This is a genomic window from Amycolatopsis sp. CA-161197, assembly GCF_050942255.1.
Lineage (GTDB): Bacteria > Actinomycetota > Actinomycetes > Mycobacteriales > Pseudonocardiaceae > Amycolatopsis.
Map to the genome: position 1 here is coordinate 817,407 of NZ_CP192059.1, position 18,149 is coordinate 835,555.

Genomic DNA, 18,149 nt, shown 5'->3' on the forward strand with positions numbered 1-18,149 from the left:
CGCCACTCCCTCCGGGGAGGGCGGGCTCGTTCGTCTGCGCTTGGACGTTTCCTACGACGGCACGGACTTCTCGGGCTGGGCCCGCCAGCCCGGCCGGCGCACCGTGCAGGCCGAGCTGGAGGCGGCCCTGCAGCGCCAGCCTCCGGGCGCGTCCGTGCCCAAGTCGGTGGTCGTGGCGGGCCGCACGGACGCCGGCGTGCACGCGACGGGTCAGGTCGTGCACGTCGACGTCGTCCCGCTGGAGCCGAATGCTCCCGGCCGCGTGCCGGTTGACGCGCACGGCATCCCGGACCTGACGCGCATGACGGGCCGCTGGAACAAGCTGATGCCCGCCGACGTGCGGGTGCTCGGCGCCCGCGTCGCCCCGGCGGGCTTCGACGCCCGCTTCTCGGCCATCCGCCGCCACTACCGCTACCGCGTCTCGGATGCGCCGTGGGGCGTTGACCCGTTGCGCCGCAACGACACCCTCGCCTGGGGCCGTCCACTGTCGACGGACGCCATGAACGAGGCCGCCGCGGACCTGCTGGGCCTGCAGGACTTCGCCGCGTACTGTAAGCAGCGTGAGGGCGGGACCACGATCCGCGAGCTGCAGCAGCTGGAGTGGACCCGGCTCGACGAGCACCTGCTGGAAGTCCGCGTCTCCGCCGACGCCTTCTGCCACTCCATGGTCCGCAGCCTCGTCGGCGTGCTGCTGATGGTCGGCGACGGCCGCCGCCCCCGCTCCTGGCCCGCCGAGGTGCTCTCCAGCGGCACGCGGGACAGCGCCGTCGCCCCGGCCCACGGCCTCACGCTCACCGCCGTGGACTACCCGCCGGACGCGGAACTCGCCGCGCGTGCCGAGCAGACGCGCAACGTCCGCTCCGCCGAGGACCTGTAGCTTCTCTCCCCATGGGGGAGCACCAGGATCAGACCGGGGCGGCCTACGACGGCGTCGTCGAGCTGTACGCGTCGCTCTTCGCCGATCGGACGCTGGAGACGATGCCGTTCACGCGGACCATGGTCCGCACCTTCGCCGAACTGGTTGCCGCGACGGAGAATTCGCAGGTGGCCGACATCGGCTGCGGCCCCGGACACATCACCGCGCTTCTCGCCGACCAGGGGCTGGCCGCCCGCGGCCTCGACCTTTCGCCGGGCATGGTCGAACACGCCCGCACGTCCTTCCCGGCGCTGCGTTTCGACGAGGCCCGCACGGAAGCCCTGCCGCTCGACGACGGCTCCCTCGGCGGCGTGGTCGCCCACTACTCCCTGATCCACACCCCGCCGGCCGAAGTGCCCGCGCTCCTGGCCGAGCTCACCCGCGTCCTGGCGCCCGGCGGTCTGGCGCTCGTCTCGTTCTTCGCGACCGACGCCCCGGAGCCGGTCCGCTTCGACCACAAAGTGGCGCCCGCCTACAGCTGGCCGGTGGACCACTTCGCCGAGCTGCTCACCAGCGCCGGCCTCACCGAGTCCGCCCGCCTCGTCCACGACCCGCGATCCGAGCGCGGCTTCCTCGACGCGCACCTGCTGGCGCACCGCTAGCGCACTCGCGGCCTGCCGGAGCCGGATACCGAGCTTGGCGGCGAACGGGCATCAAGAGGCGGCTTATCGGTGGTGAGCCACGCCATGGGGGTGATGACCTGGTGTGGTTCCCCATCGCGAGCCCAGAAGGAGATCTGCCATGGCGACGTTCGTCCTCGTGCCCGGTGCGTGGCACGGTTCCTGGACGTTCGAGTCGGTCGTCCCGCTGCTGGAACGGGCCGGGCACACCGTCCACGCCCTGACCCTGACGGGATTGCGGCCCGACGATGACGCCGCGACGGTTGCGAGCGCCAACCTCGACACTCACGCCGAGGACGTCGTGAGCCTCCTGGACCGCGCCCGGATCACCGACGCGACGCTGGTCGGCCACAGCTACGGCGGGATGGTGATCTCCGCCGCTGCCGACCGCGCGGGCGGGCGTGTCTCCCGGCTGGTTCATCTCGACGCCTACGTTCCGCGCGACGGCGAGTCGTGCTGGTCGTTGACCACCGAGGGCTATCGGCAGGCGTTCGTGGCCGGTGCGGCTGACACGGGCCACGCCGTCCGTCCACCGTTCCGCGCCCCGCACGGCGGCGATCCCCGTCGCCGTCCCCACCCCCTCGCCTCCCTCGTGCAGGCGATCCGGCTCACCGGCGCCGTCGATCGGGTGCCCCGGCGCGATTTCGTGTACTGCTCCGGCTGGGAAGACCGCACCCCCTTCGCCGGACTCCGCGCCCGGCTCGAAGCCGATCCGGGCTGGCACGTCCACGACCTCCCCATCGCCCACAACGCGATGCGGGAAGCCCCGGGTGCCGTCGCCGAGCTCCTGATCTGAACACAGCGAAGGCCTCCTCGAACCCGTCGAGGAGGCCTTCACCCAAGCGAAAACCGGCTCAGTCGCCCCGGCGCACCGGGCCGAGCAGCTGCTGCTCCTTCTGCGTCGTCACCAGGCGCAGCGGACGCCACAGGTTGCGGCCCAGCGCCACGACCTGGTCGTCCTTCAGCGTGGTCAGCTGGCGCATCATCTGGGGCGGCAGGCGCCAGATACGGGCCGCCAGCTCGGCCTGGCCGGCGGGCAGGCGCTGCATCAGCACGAGATCCGCGGCGTTGGCCGTCGCGCCGGCCTGCGGGTGCAGGTACGGCAGGACGTAGACCGTGGTCTGCCACGGGGAGCGCGGCGGGAAGAGGTCCTGCGGGGTCGGGCCGCCGTCGGTGACCACGAGCAGGGGCGCGTCCTCGGACGGGCGGGGCAGCTCGACCGGCGACAGGCGCCGGATCTGCACCAGCGGCGAGGGCCGGCCGTCGCGGTTGCCGGCGGCCTGGGAGAGCACCTGCCAGGCCGCGGGGCGCCCGGTGGCCACAACCACCCACGCACCCACCGCCATCGCGCGCAGCGCCACCTGACGGGCCAGGTACAGCCCGCCCACGAGGACGATGCGCGTCGGCGCGGAGCGCAGGGCGGAGATGGTGAGCGGTTCGCCCTTCAGGCCCGAGCCGAGGACGATGCCGCCGCGGTCGCCCGAGGGGCTGATGGCGTCGAGCATCGCGGGGTCGACGGTGAACTCCGGGGCCACGCCGGGGTTCTGCCCGGCGTCGCGAAGGCGGGTGCTCATGCCGTACCTCCGATCGGCAGGGTGGCGGCGAACGCGGAGATCTGCAGACCCCGCAACGGCGTCAGGTCGACGTCGAGCCGCTCCGAAACGGACTTGAGCCGCTGGTCGGCGGCTTCGAGTTCACGCGGGTTGCGCGCGCTCACGCGCACCACGCCGCGCAGGCCGATGCGGCCCTCGTCCGCGGCGGGGGAAATCGACATGGCGACCGTGGCCGACAGCGCGCGCACACTCGTGAGCGCGTCGAGGCTGCCGGTGATCTTTCCCTTGGGCCAGCTCGTGATCGCGTAGCTGGAGTGCCCGATGCCGGCCGCCGTGACGCCCGTCCAGCTCTCCTGCAGCGTCACCTTCGTCGACGAGCCCGCCACGGCCGTGAGCTCCGCGGCGGAGATGCTGGCGCGCAGCAGCTCGTCCGGGTCCAGCGGCCGCGTCGGCACGCCCTGCGACTCCAGTGCGTTGCGCACGCGCGACAGCGCACCGATCAGCGCGCGGTGCGCGCCGACGACGCCGCCACCGCGTTCCCGGATCGCTTCCGGGCAGCGGCGCGGGTCGAGGCGGATCGCGATCCACGTGGTGCGCCGGGCCGCCGCGGGCAGCGGGCCGAGCACCTCCATGTACGAGCTGAGCGCCGGCGAGTCCGACGGCAGCGCCGCGGAACCCGGGTAGCTGTGCCAGATCATCTGGATCGAGTCGAGCACCACACCGCGGTCCTCGAGGCACGGCGCGAGCGCCGACAGCGGCAGGCTGGGCGCACCGCCGGCCTGGGTGATCAGCGCGGGCGTCGGCTCCACGAGGAGCACCGCCGTCCACGTGCCGTCGTTCCAGGCGAGGCCGACCTGCTGGCGCTCGTGGTCGACGCCGTGCGCCACCACGAGGTCCGGCACGGCCAGGCGCAGCAGGTTCACGCGCGCGTCGTCCGGGCCCGTCACGGTGGTGTTCTCGGCGGCCAGCTCTTCGAGGCTGCTGGGCGGCGGCGGGGTCGCGATGCGGTCGTGCGAACGGAAGCGGTAGCGCAACGTGAGGCCGAGCCACTGGGTGAACCAGCGTCCGCCCCAGCGCAGGAACGCGAAGATGAGGAACACGGCCGCGACGCCGATGGCGATGTACTTCAGCTGGTCGGTGTTGATGGCGAGCAGCACGAGTCCGATCGCGACACCCACCTCGAGGAGCACGAGGTTCGACACGGGAAGGGGGCCGAGGTTGATGCCGCCGGAACGCTGACGCGAAGGCGGGGCCAGACGCGTCGCGGTCGCGGTGCCACCGCCCTGCGGCGAGCCACCGGGACCGTCAGGACCGGGACCGCCGGAACCGCCGCCAGGTCCACCGGGCCCGCCAGGTCCCCCCGGACCTCCAGGGCCACCGGGTCCACCCGGACCGCCGGGTCCTCCGGGACCACCCGGACCGCCGCCACGGGGGCCGGGAGCGCCGGGTCCGCTGGGTCCACCGAGACCGCCCGGGCCTCCGGGGCCACGCGGGACTCCGCCGGGGCCGCCAGGACCGCCCGGCACGCCACCAGGTCCACCCGGTCCGCCTGCTCTGCCCGGCCGCTGCGGCGGGCCCGGAGGACGTCCTCCGGGCGGCGGTGGCCCGGGGGGCCCTGGCGGACGTGGAGGCGTGGTGACGGACATCCGCGCGTTCTCTTCCCCTCGTGAGTGCTACGTTCCCGGAAAGCCGGTCCCGAGGTATCCGACCCTAGCTTGAGTTGGTAGAAACCCCACACCAGACGGTCCCCGTACGGCTATCCTGCGGAACCGTACCGCGACGGGGAGGACTGTAGGTCGAGAATGCCATCAACACCCACGACTAAGTCACAGGTTCAGGCCTACAAGTTCGTCATGCGCCGGATGCAGTCGGCGCTCGTCCGCCGCGACGCGGTGATGCTCCACGACCCGATGCGCACGCACTCGCGGGCGACCGTCGTCGGGGTGATCCTCGGTGTGCTCGGTGCGGTCGTTTTCGTGTTGATCGCCCTGCTCAGCCCCGCTCCGTCGGTACCCGCGTCGGGCGGCATCGTGATCGGTGAGCAGTCCGGCACCGTTTACGTGGTCACGGGCAATCCGCAGAAACTGATTCCTACGTTCAACCTCGCTTCCGCGCGCCTGATCCTTCTTGCGCAGACGCAGCAGCAAGGACAAGGCGCACAAGGCGGAGCGCAGCCTCCGGCGAATACCGCGCCGGCCGCGGCCGTCAATCCGACCGTCGTCTCCGATGAACAGCTCAAGAATATTCCGCGCGAGAAGCTGACCGGCATTCCCGATGGGCCACAACTTCTGCCCGATATCACCCAGCGCATTTCCCCCAACTGGGCGGTCTGCGATCAGGTGGCGCTCGACACGCGGCTGCCGCAACCCGACAGCGTGAATCGCACCGACACGACCGTGATCGGTGGCGTCGCGAACGTCGGCACGGAACTCGCCCGGGGCCAGGCGCTGCTCGGTCGCGCGGACGACGGCAAGACCTACCTGATCTACCGCCTGCAGGCCACGCAGGCGCGGCCCGACGCCAACACCGTGCGCGCGGAAGTCGACCTCGGCGACAACGACCCGGTGCGGGCGGCGCTGCAGCTGCCGGCCAAGGCGCGCAAGGCTTCCCAGGCGTTCCTCAACGCGATCCCCGACGTCGGCAAGCTGGTGCCGCCGGTCGTCCCGGGTGCCGGTGAGACGCCGCCGCAGGACTTCGACGGCCTCACCGTCGGCGACGTGTTCTCCACGAGCCCGTCCGGTGCGCCGACGGAGTTCTGGCTGATCACCCAGGACGGCATCCAGAAGGTCTCGTCCGCGGTCGCCGACATCGTGCGCGTGGCGAAGAACGGCGGCGGGAGCAAGATCACCGACCTCGGCCTGGAGAAGATCAACAACGTCCGCCGGCTGCAGCCCACCGACCCCGGGTTCGTGAAGGTCGAGAACTACCCCGAACAGACCCCGGTCGTGCTCGACGCCACGCAGGGCTCGCCGGTGGCGTGCCTCGGCTGGTCGCTCGACAGCAACCGGAAGGCGGCCCACACCTCGGTGTACGTGAGCAAGGGCCTGCCGGCCGAGACGACGAACGCCGACGGCTCGAGCAAGGTCCAGAGCATCAGCAACACCGGTCCGAACGGCCTGCCGATCACCGGGTTCTACATGCCGCCGGGCTTCGGCGCCGTGGTGCAGTCGGCCACCGAGTCGAGCGCGACGTTCTTCAAGGGCCCGATCCAGCTGATCAGCGACCGCGGCCTCCGCTACGGCGTGCCGGACCAGGCGACGGCCGGCGCGCTCGGCCTGACCGAGGCGCTGCCCGCGCCGGAGTCGATCATCGGCCTGCTGCCCACGGGTTCGTCGCTGAACACGCAGAACGTGATGAAGCAGTTCGACTCCGTGCCGATCGACCCGAACGCCGGTTCGTTCTCCTCGCCGACCAACCAGCAGGCCGGGCAGCCGGCGGGGAACTGAAGCGGGTTCGCGTCCGTCACACTCGAAGACAGTCGGGTGAGCGGAGGGATGTCGTGGCAGCGGGGAACAACGCGCTGAACATCGACGGCGAAGTCGTCGGCGGCTACGCGGCCAAGGTCGCGCTGGCCGCCAACGAACTGGACACAGCCGCGGGCGGTGTCGGCGCGGGAGCGACCACGGCCGAGGCGTACGGCGAGCTCGGTGGCCGCCTCGGCCTGGACCAGTCGTACGCGCGGGCGGCCAGGGCGCTGCGGCAGCAGCTGCAGGCAGGTGCGGCCGCGCTGCGTTCGGCCGCGGAGGCGCTGGACCAGCTCACCGCCGGCCACGCGCAGCGCGACGCCGATGCAGCGGAGCAGATCAAGCGGGCCGGGGGGCTGACGTGACGGAGCCGTCGCTGACGTTCGTGTCCGAGCTCGCGGGTGAGCTCGGCGTGACCGACCCCGTCGAGACGTACTACCGGCCGCTCGTCGGCCGCTGGACCGAGCTCGACGAGGAAGCCCAACGCCTGCGCACCGCGGCGAAGACGGCCGGCGGCGTGTCCGCCGACCTGGCCGACGAGCTCGGCCGGCTCGACGCGTCGTGGTCTGGTGACGACGCCGATGCGTTCGTCACCTACCTGGGTGAAATCCGGTCCGCGAGCGAAGGCGTCGAGGACGCGCTCGACGAGCTGGCGGGCGCGCTCGAGGAGCTGGCCGGATCGCTGCGCAAGATCGTCGGCGACGCCACCGACGTGCTCGTGGACTCGGCCGACCTGCTGTCGGAGTCGGCGATGCTGCCCGTCGGTGGCGTCAGCCGCTCGCGCGCGCAGTTGCGCGAGACCGAGCAGTCGGTGAAGTCGTTGTACGACGCGGCGGAGGACGTGCTGCAGCACTTCGCGCAGCTGTGCAACGGCGTGGACGCACCGGCGGGGGAGCAGTCGAGCATCGCCGTGCGCCAGCACTACCCGCAGGAGCAGTTCCGGCTGCACGAAAGCGATTCCGCGCCGGCGCAGCAGCCGTCGACGGGCACCGCGGGGCCGTCCACATCGGAGCAGCCGACGCAGGACGGCGCGGCTCAGCAGGCCGTGGCTCACACCGGTGTGGCGCACACCGAAGCCGCAGCGACCCACACCGACGCCACGACACCGTCGGCCGACGACTCCGTTTCGGCGTCCGCGGCCGAGGAACCCCACCAGGGCAAGGAAACCGGCGCCGACCCTCGGCTCACCCCGGGCCAGGCGGGCGTGCCGCCGATCGGACCCGAAGGCCTCGCCCCGGCGCCCGCGCTGGCCGCCGCGAACGAGTCCGGCGGCATGTCGATGATGCCCATGATGCCGATGGGCGGCATGGGCATGGGCGGCGGCGGGATGGGCGGCGGCGGTGGCGGCTCGCGCCAGGCCAAGAACCGCACGCCCGCCAAGCCTTCCGAGCTCCTGGGCGATCCCGCGCCGGTCACGCCGCCCGTGATCGGGGAGGACCCTCAGAAGCCCGCCAAGGCCAAGAAACCCCAGAACTGACCGAAGGGGCCCCCACCGCTTTTCCGCGATGTACGGCCCCTTCAGCGTCTTCGGACGGGTGCGGCTCAGCTCGGTGGGCCGGTCGGGCGGTTGCGCCGGATGGTGTGCATCACGAACAGCGTGATCAGCAGCGCCACGATGCCACCGCCGGTGCCGGCCAGCGCCACGATCATCGGCGTGGAGCTCATCGAGTCGGCGGGCGGCAGCACCGCGGTCTGCACCACGGGTTTCGGCTTCGCGAGCTCGCCCACGTCGTTGGGCAGGTTCGCGGTGAGCGCGGCCACGGGGTCGATCACGCCGTAGCCCACGAAGTCGTCGCGCCCGCCCGGCGCGGCCGGGTGCTGCGCGGTGGCCTCGATGCGCTGGATCACCTGGCGCGCCTTGAGCTGCGGGTACATCGAGCGCACGAGCGCGGCCACCCCGGCCACGTACGGCGCCGCGAAGCTCGTGCCCTGGATCGGCGACTGCGTGGTGCCGTCGATCGTGAGGTTCGCCAGGCCTGTGGAGCCCTCGGCCGGGTCGAGCGACACGATGTCGGTGCCCGGCGCGGCGACGCCGACCCACGGCCCGTGCACGCTGAACGACGCGACGCCGCCGGTCTCGTCGATCGCGCCGACCGACAGCACGTCGTCGGCGAACCACGGCGGCGTGACGATCGAGCGCGGCTTGTTCGGGTCGGGCTGGTCGTTCTGCGGGCAGTCGTCGGAGACGTTGCCCGCGGCGGCGACGACCACCACGTCCTTGTCGGCCGCGTACCTCACCGCGGCTTGAACCTGTTGCTCGCCCGTCTGGATGCTGCCGGTGCCGTCGGCGGCGCGGCAGTGGTCCACGGACATGTTGATGACCTTGATGTCGCCCCTGTCGGCGACGCCGCGGATGATCTCCGCGAGCGTCTGCAGCGTGCCGGCAGTGCCTTCCTTCTGCAGCTGCCGGGTGTCGCCCTTGTCGTCCTGCTCGGGAGCGGTACCGCCGCCGACTTGGCCGCCCCCGCCACTGTTGCCCGGGAGCTGGCCGCCGTTCTGGCCGCTGGGCGGACTGCCGCTGTTGCCGGGCGGCTGTCCGGTGTTGCTGCCGGGCGGGCTGCCCGCATCGCCACCGCTGTTGCCGGAGCTGTTCTGGTCCGCGGCGTAGTTGGAGCTCAGCTGTCGGTAGGAGACGATCGTGGCGTCGGGCGCGACGCCGATGAAACCGACCTTCGGGTCCTGCGGATTGCCCGCGATGATGCCGGCGACCTCGGTGCCGTGGCCGTCGCAGTCCTGCAAGCCGTCCGGCTGGCCGTTGTCCGGCTTGGCGACGTAGTCACCGCCGCTTTCGACCCGGCTCTGGAACCACGGGTGCGGCGTGACGCCGGTGTCGATCACCGCGACTTTGATGCCGCCGCCGACGCTGTTGGTCGCCGCGCGCACGATCTGTTGCGCTTTGTCCAGCTGCAGGTAGCTCTGGCCCCATGGGATCGTCTTGATCTCGACGTTCTGCCCGAGGCTGCGCTGCACGCACTGGGTTTTCTTCGTGTAGGTCTTGTCCGGCTGGTGCGTGTCCGGGGGCAGGACGGTCTCGTCCACCTGCGGCGGTGTGGCCCAGGTGCCCGCGGCACCGGTGTCCTGCTGTGCCGACGCGGGCGAGACGACCGCGAACGGCGACAGCACCCCGAGCCCGGCCGCGAGCAGGACGACACCCGTGCGGCCACCGATCCCGAGCCGCCGGACGAGCGGACGTCGCGCGCGCATCTGCTGCCTCACTTGAGGTTCAGGTGGCGCAGCGTCGTGTAGAGGTCCATCACGCCGAGCGCGAGCGGCAGCACGACCGCGATGCAGATCGCCTCGAGGATCTCCACGGTGCGCCGCAGCGGCGGCGAGAAGCGCTGGTTCGGGAAGATCACGCCGACCACGAGCGAGCCCGCGGCGACCACGATCAGGGCGCCGAACACGTACAGCAGCCGGAACTCCGCCGTCGTGGCGAAGAGCCAGCCGACGAGGATGCCGGCCGCGGACACCATGCCGGTGGTGAGCAGCGCGATGGCCTGCGCGCCGTTGGCGTACGCGCGGGCGCGCAGCAGCAGCACGAGCGTGGCGATCACGCCGAGGATGACCCCGAAGTAGCCCGGCGCGGTCGCGGCGATCACGGCGGAGACCGCCGTGGTGGCGCCGCAGCCGATCATCAGGCCGGTCATGTAGTCGTGGGCGATCGCGGTGCGCTGCTCGATGGCCTGGTAGTCCGGGAAACCGGAGTCTTCCTTCAGCTCCTCCGCGGTGCTGGGCACGTGCGGCAGCGGGAGCTTCGCGAGCCAGATCGTGGCGCGCGGCAGGATCGAGATGCAGGCGAGCGACACGGCGACCGCGCCGGCGCCCACACCGGCCGTGGTGGCGCCGGGCACGAGCGTGGCGACGAGGAACGCGATCGCGCCGAACGCGCCGGCCGTGGCCGCAGCGATGAAAACGCGGATGCCGGCGCCGATGATGAGGATGCAGACCGCCGAGACGATCAGCACGAGCACCGCGCCCAGCAACAGGTTCGCGCGCACCGAAAGGCCGGGCACGATGTAGAAGCCGCTCACGAACGCCAGCGGCAGGCCGCCCGCGGCCGCGATCAGCACGCCCGTGGCCTCGGCCTGGTAGGCCTTCGCGAGCGTCGCGCCGATCGCCACGCAGGCGATCGCGCCGAGGCCGCCGGCGATGGCCGCGCCGAGCGAGCTGCCGCCGTAGAGCGAGCCGCTCATGAACAGCGCCAGCGCGGAGATGAACAGTGCGAGGCCGCCGGCGACGTGGCCGAAACGGCGCGCCGTCTCCTTGGTCCACGGGCGGAAGCTGTCGGGCGTCGACTCGGCGATGGCGTCGACGACGTCGTCGTACAGCGGCGGCGGCGGGTTCTCGTTGCGCTTGCGCAGCTGCAGCAGCTCGCCGTCCACGACGCCGAGCGACGCCAGCGTGCGGCTCGGGTCGAGCGGGGCGTCGCCCAGCTTGGCCAGTGCCCAGCCGCCGTGGCGCGCGCCGCCGTCGGGTGAGGTCTCCTTGGCCATCTCCAGCAGCATCGGCAGCAGGTCGGCCACCGCGACGTCGGCCGGTAGCGCGACGTCGATCCGGGTGTTCGGTGCGACCACCGTCACCCTGCTGAATACCGTCGTGCCCGTTGCCACTAGATGCCCCCGCTCTGAAGAGTCAGCTCCCGGGGGAACTTATACCGAACCCTGGCGCCGGGATCATCGACTGTCCGAAAATCCCTGGCGAAAGTACACCGGCCGGACGACGGACGGGCGGCGCGACCAGGTGGGATCGGTCGATTCGGGCCCTCGCTGTCGGTGGTGGGTCGTACACTCCGATGATCAGAGGAAACGGGTTCGCGGGCGAGGTGCCGGACGTGCCGGTATCCGTCGGTGTCCGATGAGGGGGCAAGCGCGGTGCACTTGCGGGCGTTGGCCGGAATTCCCCGGCGACGTTCGATAGGTTGTCACGCGCGCCCGAGCGCAGGAGCCGGCCGGCAATCGTCGAGTTGGAATAGAGGGGTCCTTCGATGAGCACGCTTCAGTTCAAGAAGTCGCCGCGGCTGGCGGCGCCGCGCCCGCCGGGCGGCGAGGTGCACCTCGAGCCCCCACCCGAAGTACCCCGCACGATCCCGGGCAACATCGTCGCGAAGGCGATTCCGGGCGTCATGATCTTCGCTTCGCTCGGGATGATGGTCTTCATGTTCACGGCGGGTGGGAAGAACCCGACCACGATCATGATGAGCGGCATGATGCTGATGGGCACCGTCGGCATGCTCGCCGGCGGTGGTGGCCGGGGTGGTGGCCAGAAGAAGGCCGAGATGGACGAGGACCGCAAGGACTACCTGCGGTACCTGGGCCAGATGCGCGACCGGGCCCGTGAGGCGATGGTCGATCAGCGTGCCGCGCTGGAGTGGGTGCACCCGGATCCGCAGTCGCTGTGGTCGCTCGCGGCCAGTCGCCGGATGTGGGAGCGCCGGCAGAACGACCAGGACTTCCTGCACCTGCGGGTCGGCCGCAGTTCGCATCGTCTCGCGACGCGGCTTGTGCCGCCGCAGACCGGTCCGGTTGATGAGCTGGAGCCGATCGCCACCCTCGCGCTGCGCCGGTTCGTGCGCGCGCATTCGATCGTGCCGGACCTGCCGACGCAGATCACCCTGCGGGGGTTCGCCGCGGTGAGCATGCAGGGCGAGCGCTCGCTCACCCGTGGTCTCACCCGTGCGATGCTCGCGCAGCTGATCACCTTCCACAGCCCGGACGACGTGATGATCGCGATCGCCACCGCGGGCCGGGCGAAGGAGGAGTGGGAGTGGGCGAAGTGGCTCCCGCACGTGCAGCACCCGACGATGTCCGACGGCATCGGCCAGCTGCGCATGATGGCCGGTTCGCTGGCCCAGATCGAGCAGTGGCTGGACGAGGAGCTGCGTGACCGGCAGCGGTTCTCCCGCAACGCCACGCCCGCGCCCGACCAGCCGCACGTCGTGATCGTGATCGACGACGCCGAGGTCACGCGCGAGGAGCAGATCATCCTCGAGGAGGGTCTGGTCGGTGTCACGCTGGTCGATTTGTCCGACACCCTCGGGAACCTGTCGGCCCGCCGCGGCCTGCGGCTGGTGGCCGAGCCCGACCGCCTCGGCGCGCGCAGTGCCGGCGGTGTCGAGTGGTTCGGCCGGCCGGACACCTTGTCGGTGGTCGAGGCCGAGGCGCTGGCCCGGCTGATCGCGCCGTACCGCGTCGGGGGCGGTGGCGGCGCGGAGGCGTCGGACGACGAGCCGTTGCTGTCCAACCCCACGTTGCTGGAGCTGCTCGGCATTCCGGGCGACCCGATGACGTTCGACGTGCAGGGCGCCTGGCGCCCGCGGCCGGTGCGCGACCGCTACCGCGTGCCGTTCGGTGTCGGTGAGTACGGCCAGGCCGTCGAGCTGGACATCAAGGAAGCGGCGATGGAGGGCATGGGCCCGCACGGCCTGTGCATCGGGGCGACGGGTTCCGGTAAGTCGGAGTTCCTCCGCACGCTGGTGCTGGGCCTGCTGGCCACGCACTCGAGCACGTCGCTCAACATGATCCTCGTCGACTTCAAGGGTGGTGCGACGTTCCTCGGTCTGGACAAGGCCCCGCACGTCGCCGCGACGATCACCAACCTCGCGGGTGACCTCACGCTGGTCGACCGCATGAAGGACGCCATCGCGGGTGAGGTGTCCCGGCGCCAGGAAGTGCTGGCGAAGGGCAACTACAAGAACGTGTGGGACTACGAGAAGGCGCGTGAGAACGGCGCCGACCTCGACCCGCTGCCCGCGCTGTTCATCTGCATCGACGAGTTCTCCGAGATGCTGACGGCGAAGCCGGACTTCATCGACATCTTCCTCCAGATCGGCCGTGTCGGCCGGTCGCTGCAGATGCACATGCTGCTCGCGTCGCAGCGGCTGGAGGAGGGTAAGCTGCGTGGTCTGGACACGTACCTGTCCTACCGGATCGGTCTGAAGACGTTCTCGGCCGCGGAGTCGCGGGCCGCGATCGGTGTGCCGGACGCGTTCGAGCTGCCGTCGATCCCGGGTTCGGGCTATCTCAAGTACGACACCTCCACGATGGTGCGGTTCAAGGCGTCCTACGTCTCGGGCCCGTACCGCCCGGCCGGCATCAAGGCGGCCGGGCCGGTGGCCACGGTCGTGCGCGCGGACAAGCGCCCGCAGCTGTTCGTGCCCGACTTCGTCGAGCTGCCGCCCGAGCCGGAGCCGCAGTTCGAGCCGGTCGAAGAGGTGGCGAAGCCGAAGGAGTCGGAGGAGGCCACCGAACCGAGCGAGCTCGAGGTGATGGTCGACCGGTTCATCGGCCAGGGCCCGCCCGCGCACGAGGTGTGGCTGCCGCCGTTGGACGAGTCCAACTCGCTCGACACGATGCTGCCGAACCTCAACCCCACCGACGACCGCGGCCTGTCCCCGGTCGGGTTCTTCGGCAACGGCCGGCTGCAGGTGCCGCTGGGCATCGTCGACCGGCCGTTCGAGCAGCGCCGCGACCTGCTGTGGGCCGACTTCTCCGGTGCCGCCGGCCACGCGGTGATCGCCGGTGGCCCGCAGGCCGGCAAGTCGACCATGCTCCGCACGCTGATCATGTCGATGTCGCTCACGCACACCCCCGAGGAAGTGCAGTTCTACTGCCTCGACCTCGGTGGTGGCACGCTCGCCGGGCTCGCCGACCTGCCGCACGTCGGCGGGGTGGCCGTCGCCCGGCGCGAGCCGGACAAGGCCCGCCGGATCGTCGCCGAGCTCACCACGCTCATGACCGAGCGCGAAGGCCGGTTCGGCGCGCTGGGCATCGACTCGATGACCGAGTTCCGCAACCGCAAGCGCCGCGGCGAGATCTCCGCCGACCAGGACCCGTTCGGCGACGCGTTCCTGATCGTGGACAACTGGCGTGCCATCCGCGACGACTTCGACGAGCTCGAGGCGTCGATCACGCGGCTGGCCCAGCAGGGTCTGTCCTACGGCGTCCACGTGATCATCTCCGCCAACCGGTGGGCCGACCTGCGCCCGGCGATCAAGGACATGCTGGGTACGCGGTTCGAGCTGCGCCTCGGTGACCCGACCGAGTCCGACATCGACCGCCGCGTGGCGGTCAACGTGCCGGCCGGGCGGCCCGGGCGTGGCCTGACCCGCGACAAGCTGCACATGCTCACGGGCCTGCCGCGCGTCGACGGTTCCAGCGACGCCGAGTCGGTGGCCGCCGGTGTGGCCGACGCCGTCGCGAAGATCCGCGGCGCCTGGCGCGGCCGGTCGGCGCCGCAGGTCCGCCTGCTGCCGGAGATGATCACCTACGAGGAAGTCCTCAAGATCGACTCCAAGCGCAACACGAAGCTGGTGCCCTTCGGCGTCAACGAGGACGACCTCTCGCCGGTCTACCTCGACTTCGACGCCGAGCCGCACTTCTTCGCCTTCGCCGACGGCGAGTCGGGCAAGACGAACCTGCTGCGCCAGATCGGCCGCGGGATCGCCGAGCGCTACTCACCGCAGGAGGGCGTGATCCTCCTGGTCGACTACCGGCGCACGATGCTCGGCTTCCTCGAGGGCGACTCGCTGCTCGGCTACGCCGTGTCGTCCAACCAGCTCGACAGCATGGTCAAGGACGTGCACGGCTCGATGACCCGGCGCCTGCCGGGTCCGGACGTCACGCAGGACCAGCTGCGGAACCGGTCGTGGTGGACCGGGCCGGAGCTGTTCATCCTGGTCGACGACTACGACCTGGTGGCCACGCAGACGTCCAACCCGCTCAAGCCGCTGGCGGACTTCCTCGCCCAAGCGAAGGACGTCGGCCTGCACCTGATCATCGTGCGCCGCACCGGTGGTGCGTCGAGGGCCTCCTACGACCCGGTCATCGGCAAGCTCAAGGAAATCGCGGCGCCGGGCATGGTCATGAACGGCTCGAAGGACGAAGGCGTGCTGATCGGCAACATCCGGCCCTCCGCGATGCCCCCGGGCCGAGGCGTGATGCTCAGCCGCAAGAACGGCAGGCAGCTCGTGCAGGTGTCGTGGATCCAGCCCGACTGATTTCGGCGGCCGGCCGCGGCGTGCGCGGCCGGTGCCCGGGCGACGGCGGGGGTGACGGGTGACAGTGCGGGTCGCGGTGGACTTCGGGACCACCAGCACCTGCGTCGTCGCCTCCGTCAACGGCCGCGAGCCGCAGGTCGTGGTGATCGACGGCCAGCCGTTGATGTCGTCGGCGGTCTTCGCGGCCGCCGACGGCACGCTGTTCGTCGGCCAGGAGGCCGAACGGCAGGCGGCCGTCGACCCGTCGCGCTACGAGCCGAACCCGAAGCGGCGCATCGACGAGGGCGACCTGCTGCTGGGCGACTCGGTGCTGCGGGTCACCGATGTCGTCCACGCCGTGCTGGGCCGGGCCGTGGCCGAGGCGCGCCGTATCGCAGGCGACGCCGAGGTCGACCTCCTCGTGCTCACGCACCCCGCCGACTGGGGTGCGATCCGCACCCGGCTGCTGCGGCAGGCCGCGGGCCGGCTGGCGCGCGAGGTCGCGCTGGTGCCGGAACCCGTGGCCGCGGCCGTGTACCACGCGGCCACGTTCGCGCCCGTCGCGCAGCCGGACGGGCGCACCGTGGAGTTCAGCGGCCGGCCCGGCGACGCGCTCGCGGTGCTCGACCTCGGCGGCGGCACGGTCGACGTCAGCGTCGTGCGGCGGCTGCCCGAGGCCGGACGCGGGCCGAGTGCTCGTGGCGGGTTCCAGGTGCTCGCCACCCGCGGCGACCCGAGCTTCGGCGGCGCCGACATCGACCAGGCCCTGCTGGAGCACATCGGCTCACTCGTGTCGGGCGCCGATCCCGACGCGTGGCGGCAGCTGGTCACGGGCCGCGAACTCGCTGACCGGCGCCGGCGCCGCGTGCTGCGCCAGGACGTGCGGGGCGCGAAGGAGACGTTGTCGCGCCACGCCTACACCGACGTGCCGATGCCGCCACCGTTCGCCGACGCGCACGTGACGCGTGAGGACCTCGAGAAGCTCATCGCGGCGCCGCTCGGGCGCACGGTGGAGCTGACCAGCGCGGCGATCGCCGACGCCGGGCTGCGGCCGAAACAGCTCACCGCGATCTTCCTCGTCGGCGGCTCGAGCCGGATCCCGATGATCTCCCGCCTGGTCCACGAGCGCACGGGTGTGGTGCCCACGAGCCTCGACCAGCCGGAGACGGTGGTGGCGCGCGGCGCGCTGCGGGCGGTGCTCGTGGACCCGGACCGCACGGGCGCGCTGCCCGGCTCCTCGGCGCCGCGCCTGGCCGGCGCTCCCGGTGGCGTTCCGACGGCCGAGCGGCGCACCGACGTCGTGCGGCCCGGCGAGCTGCCGAGGCCGGGCGACGCGCAGGTCGACGGTGACGGCCGCACCGAGCTGTTGTCGCGGCCCGCCGCGCCGCGGGTTCAGCCGAGACCGCAGTCAGGGCCTCAGCCAGTGCCCCAGTCAATGCCGCAGCCGGGGCCCCAGCCGCCGTCCGGGCCGATCCCGGCAGTGCGGCCGACGCCGGGCCGAGGTTTCGCGGGACCCCCTGCCGGCGGGCCACGTCCCGCTCAGCCAGGTGGTCCAGGCCGCCCGCCGTGGCCGCCGGAGACCCCTGCGCGCGGCAAGAGCCGGAAGCGGCTGTGGGGGATCGTCGCGGTCGTGGCGGTGGTCGTGGTCGCCGCCGCGGGCGTGCTGTTCGTGGTCAACCGGGGCGGCGACGACCCGGCGGGGCTGCCGGGCAAGACGTTCGTCCAGTACGACTTCAGCGTCAGCGCGCCTCAGGACTGGGTCCAGACCTCCGACCAGGTGGCCGAGCGCCAGGTGATCCTGCACCCGCAGGACGCCTCCGCCGGCAACGACCTCGTGGTCGCGCAGGAGTTCGTGATGGACTACGACGCGACCGCCGACCGCGCACAGCTCGTGAACTCTTTGCAAGCGCAGGCGGCCAGGGACCCGAACTACAGCGCCTTCGATCCGAACCTGACGTACGGTGGCCGCACCGTGATCGGGTACCACCAGCGCAAGAGCGACCAGCTCACCGTGAACTGGTACGTGGTGGTGCAGGGGAAGATCCGGGTACACGTGGGGTGTCAGTACGAAACGCCCGCGTTGCGGCAACGCGTCGACACGGCCTGCGAGCAGATCGTGCGGACGCTGAAGATCACCAGCTGAAGGAGTGCCCGTGCCGTCGGAACCCGAGTCCGCCGCGGCGGCTTTCACCCGAGCGGGGCAGGACGCGGTCACGCACGCGCGCCGCGTCGCCGGCACCGCGCTCGCCCGCAACGTCCGCCACCGCGAGGACAACCGGGAACTGATGAAGGCCTACGCCCGGCACCGCCTCGCGGGCGGCGGCGCCGTCGAACCCACGCCGCGGGTGCTGCGCGGTGCCGCCGCCCGGTTCCGGGCGGCGTGCGGACTGCCGATGCCGCACCTGCCGACGGAGGCCGAATTGGTCCGGTCCGCGCCCGAAGTTCCGTCGCCGGCCGCACGAACGAGTGATGAGGAAGAGGACTTTTCGCAGTTGCGAATCATGAGCAGGGAACCGTGAATCTCGTTCATTCCGGCTGTGCGTGTGCTAATTGCCCAGTAGGCCAAGGGTTTTGCGACTTCTCCCGGCGGCGTCGCGCTCGGCTCGGCGGCGTCGGTTCCCT

The 18,149-nt window shown here is 71.8% G+C and carries 13 protein-coding genes; 9 read left to right on the forward strand and 4 right to left on the reverse strand.

Annotation, left to right across the window (positions count from 1 at the left end; translation table 11 throughout):
* The first annotated feature begins 40 nt into the window (after window positions 1-40).
* The 3 genes from truA to ACQPXB_RS04125 all read left to right on the forward strand — a co-directional run bounded on the left by truA (window position 41) and on the right by ACQPXB_RS04125 (window position 2,332).
* Window positions 41-877, forward strand: coding sequence for a tRNA pseudouridine(38-40) synthase TruA (truA, locus tag ACQPXB_RS04115; protein WP_432849543.1), 837 nt, complete (start codon window positions 41-43; stop codon window positions 875-877).
* Window positions 878-888: 11 nt separating this feature from the next.
* Window positions 889-1,518, forward strand: a complete 630-nt coding sequence (locus ACQPXB_RS04120; protein ID WP_432849545.1) for a class I SAM-dependent methyltransferase — start codon at window positions 889-891, stop codon at window positions 1,516-1,518.
* A 139-nt stretch (window positions 1,519-1,657) separates the two neighbouring features.
* On the forward strand, window positions 1,658-2,332 hold the full coding sequence (locus tag ACQPXB_RS04125; RefSeq protein WP_432849547.1) for an alpha/beta fold hydrolase: 675 nt from the start codon (window positions 1,658-1,660) through the stop codon (window positions 2,330-2,332).
* A gap of 58 nt (window positions 2,333-2,390) precedes the next feature.
* Here ACQPXB_RS04125 and ACQPXB_RS04130 read toward each other — a convergent pair whose 3' ends face one another.
* Both ACQPXB_RS04130 and eccE read right to left on the reverse strand, forming a co-directional pair.
* Window positions 2,391-3,110, reverse strand: a complete 720-nt coding sequence (locus tag ACQPXB_RS04130; RefSeq protein WP_326568117.1) for a hypothetical protein — start codon at window positions 3,108-3,110, stop codon at window positions 2,391-2,393.
* Entirely contained in the window at window positions 3,107-4,291 is a 1,185-nt protein-coding gene (eccE, locus tag ACQPXB_RS04135; RefSeq protein WP_366575778.1) for a type VII secretion protein EccE, read from the reverse strand. Before eccE ends, ACQPXB_RS04130 begins: the two co-directional genes overlap by 4 nt.
* Window positions 4,292-4,891: 600 nt before the next feature.
* Here eccE and eccB point away from each other — a divergent pair.
* The 3 genes from eccB to ACQPXB_RS04150 are packed head-to-tail and all read left to right on the forward strand — an operon-like array spanning window position 4,892 to window position 8,030.
* Window positions 4,892-6,535, forward strand: coding sequence for a type VII secretion protein EccB (gene eccB / locus ACQPXB_RS04140; protein ID WP_432849550.1), 1,644 nt, complete (start codon window positions 4,892-4,894; stop codon window positions 6,533-6,535).
* A gap of 53 nt (window positions 6,536-6,588) precedes the next feature.
* Window positions 6,589-6,918, forward strand: a complete 330-nt coding sequence (locus ACQPXB_RS04145) for a hypothetical protein (RefSeq protein ID WP_432849552.1) — start codon at window positions 6,589-6,591, stop codon at window positions 6,916-6,918.
* Window positions 6,915-8,030 carry a WXG100 family type VII secretion target gene (locus tag ACQPXB_RS04150; RefSeq protein ID WP_432849554.1) on the forward strand — a complete coding sequence of 372 codons (1,116 nt, stop codon included), beginning with the start codon at window positions 6,915-6,917 and terminating at the stop codon, window positions 8,028-8,030. The genes ACQPXB_RS04145 and ACQPXB_RS04150 overlap by 4 nt, the downstream gene beginning before the upstream one ends.
* Before the next feature lie 65 nt (window positions 8,031-8,095).
* Here ACQPXB_RS04150 and ACQPXB_RS04155 read toward each other — a convergent pair whose 3' ends face one another.
* Together ACQPXB_RS04155 and eccD are read right to left on the reverse strand one after the other, a co-directional pair.
* On the reverse strand, window positions 8,096-9,757 hold the full coding sequence (locus tag ACQPXB_RS04155; RefSeq protein WP_432849556.1) for a S8 family serine peptidase: 1,662 nt from the start codon (window positions 9,755-9,757) through the stop codon (window positions 8,096-8,098).
* Window positions 9,758-9,765: 8 nt separating this feature from the next.
* The gene (gene eccD, locus ACQPXB_RS04160; RefSeq protein WP_366575768.1) at window positions 9,766-11,133 is read right to left on the reverse strand and encodes a type VII secretion integral membrane protein EccD; all 1,368 of its coding nucleotides are present in this window, start codon (window positions 11,131-11,133) and stop codon (window positions 9,766-9,768) included.
* Between the two features lie 404 nt (window positions 11,134-11,537).
* On the opposite strand from eccD, the gene eccCa reads away from it, so the two are divergent.
* Genes eccCa through ACQPXB_RS04175 form a run of 3 tightly spaced genes read left to right on the forward strand, consistent with a single transcriptional unit; the run spans window position 11,538 to window position 18,046 of the window.
* A complete protein-coding gene (gene eccCa, locus ACQPXB_RS04165) occupies window positions 11,538-15,548 on the forward strand; it encodes a type VII secretion protein EccCa (protein ID WP_366575766.1) in 4,011 nt (1,336 codons plus the stop codon).
* Between the two features lie 58 nt (window positions 15,549-15,606).
* The gene (locus ACQPXB_RS04170; protein ID WP_432849559.1) at window positions 15,607-17,670 is read left to right on the forward strand and encodes a type VII secretion-associated protein; all 2,064 of its coding nucleotides are present in this window, start codon (window positions 15,607-15,609) and stop codon (window positions 17,668-17,670) included.
* Window positions 17,671-17,680: 10 nt separating this feature from the next.
* Window positions 17,681-18,046, forward strand: coding sequence for a hypothetical protein (locus ACQPXB_RS04175; RefSeq protein WP_366575762.1), 366 nt, complete (start codon window positions 17,681-17,683; stop codon window positions 18,044-18,046).
* Window positions 18,047-18,149 lie beyond the last annotated feature (103 nt).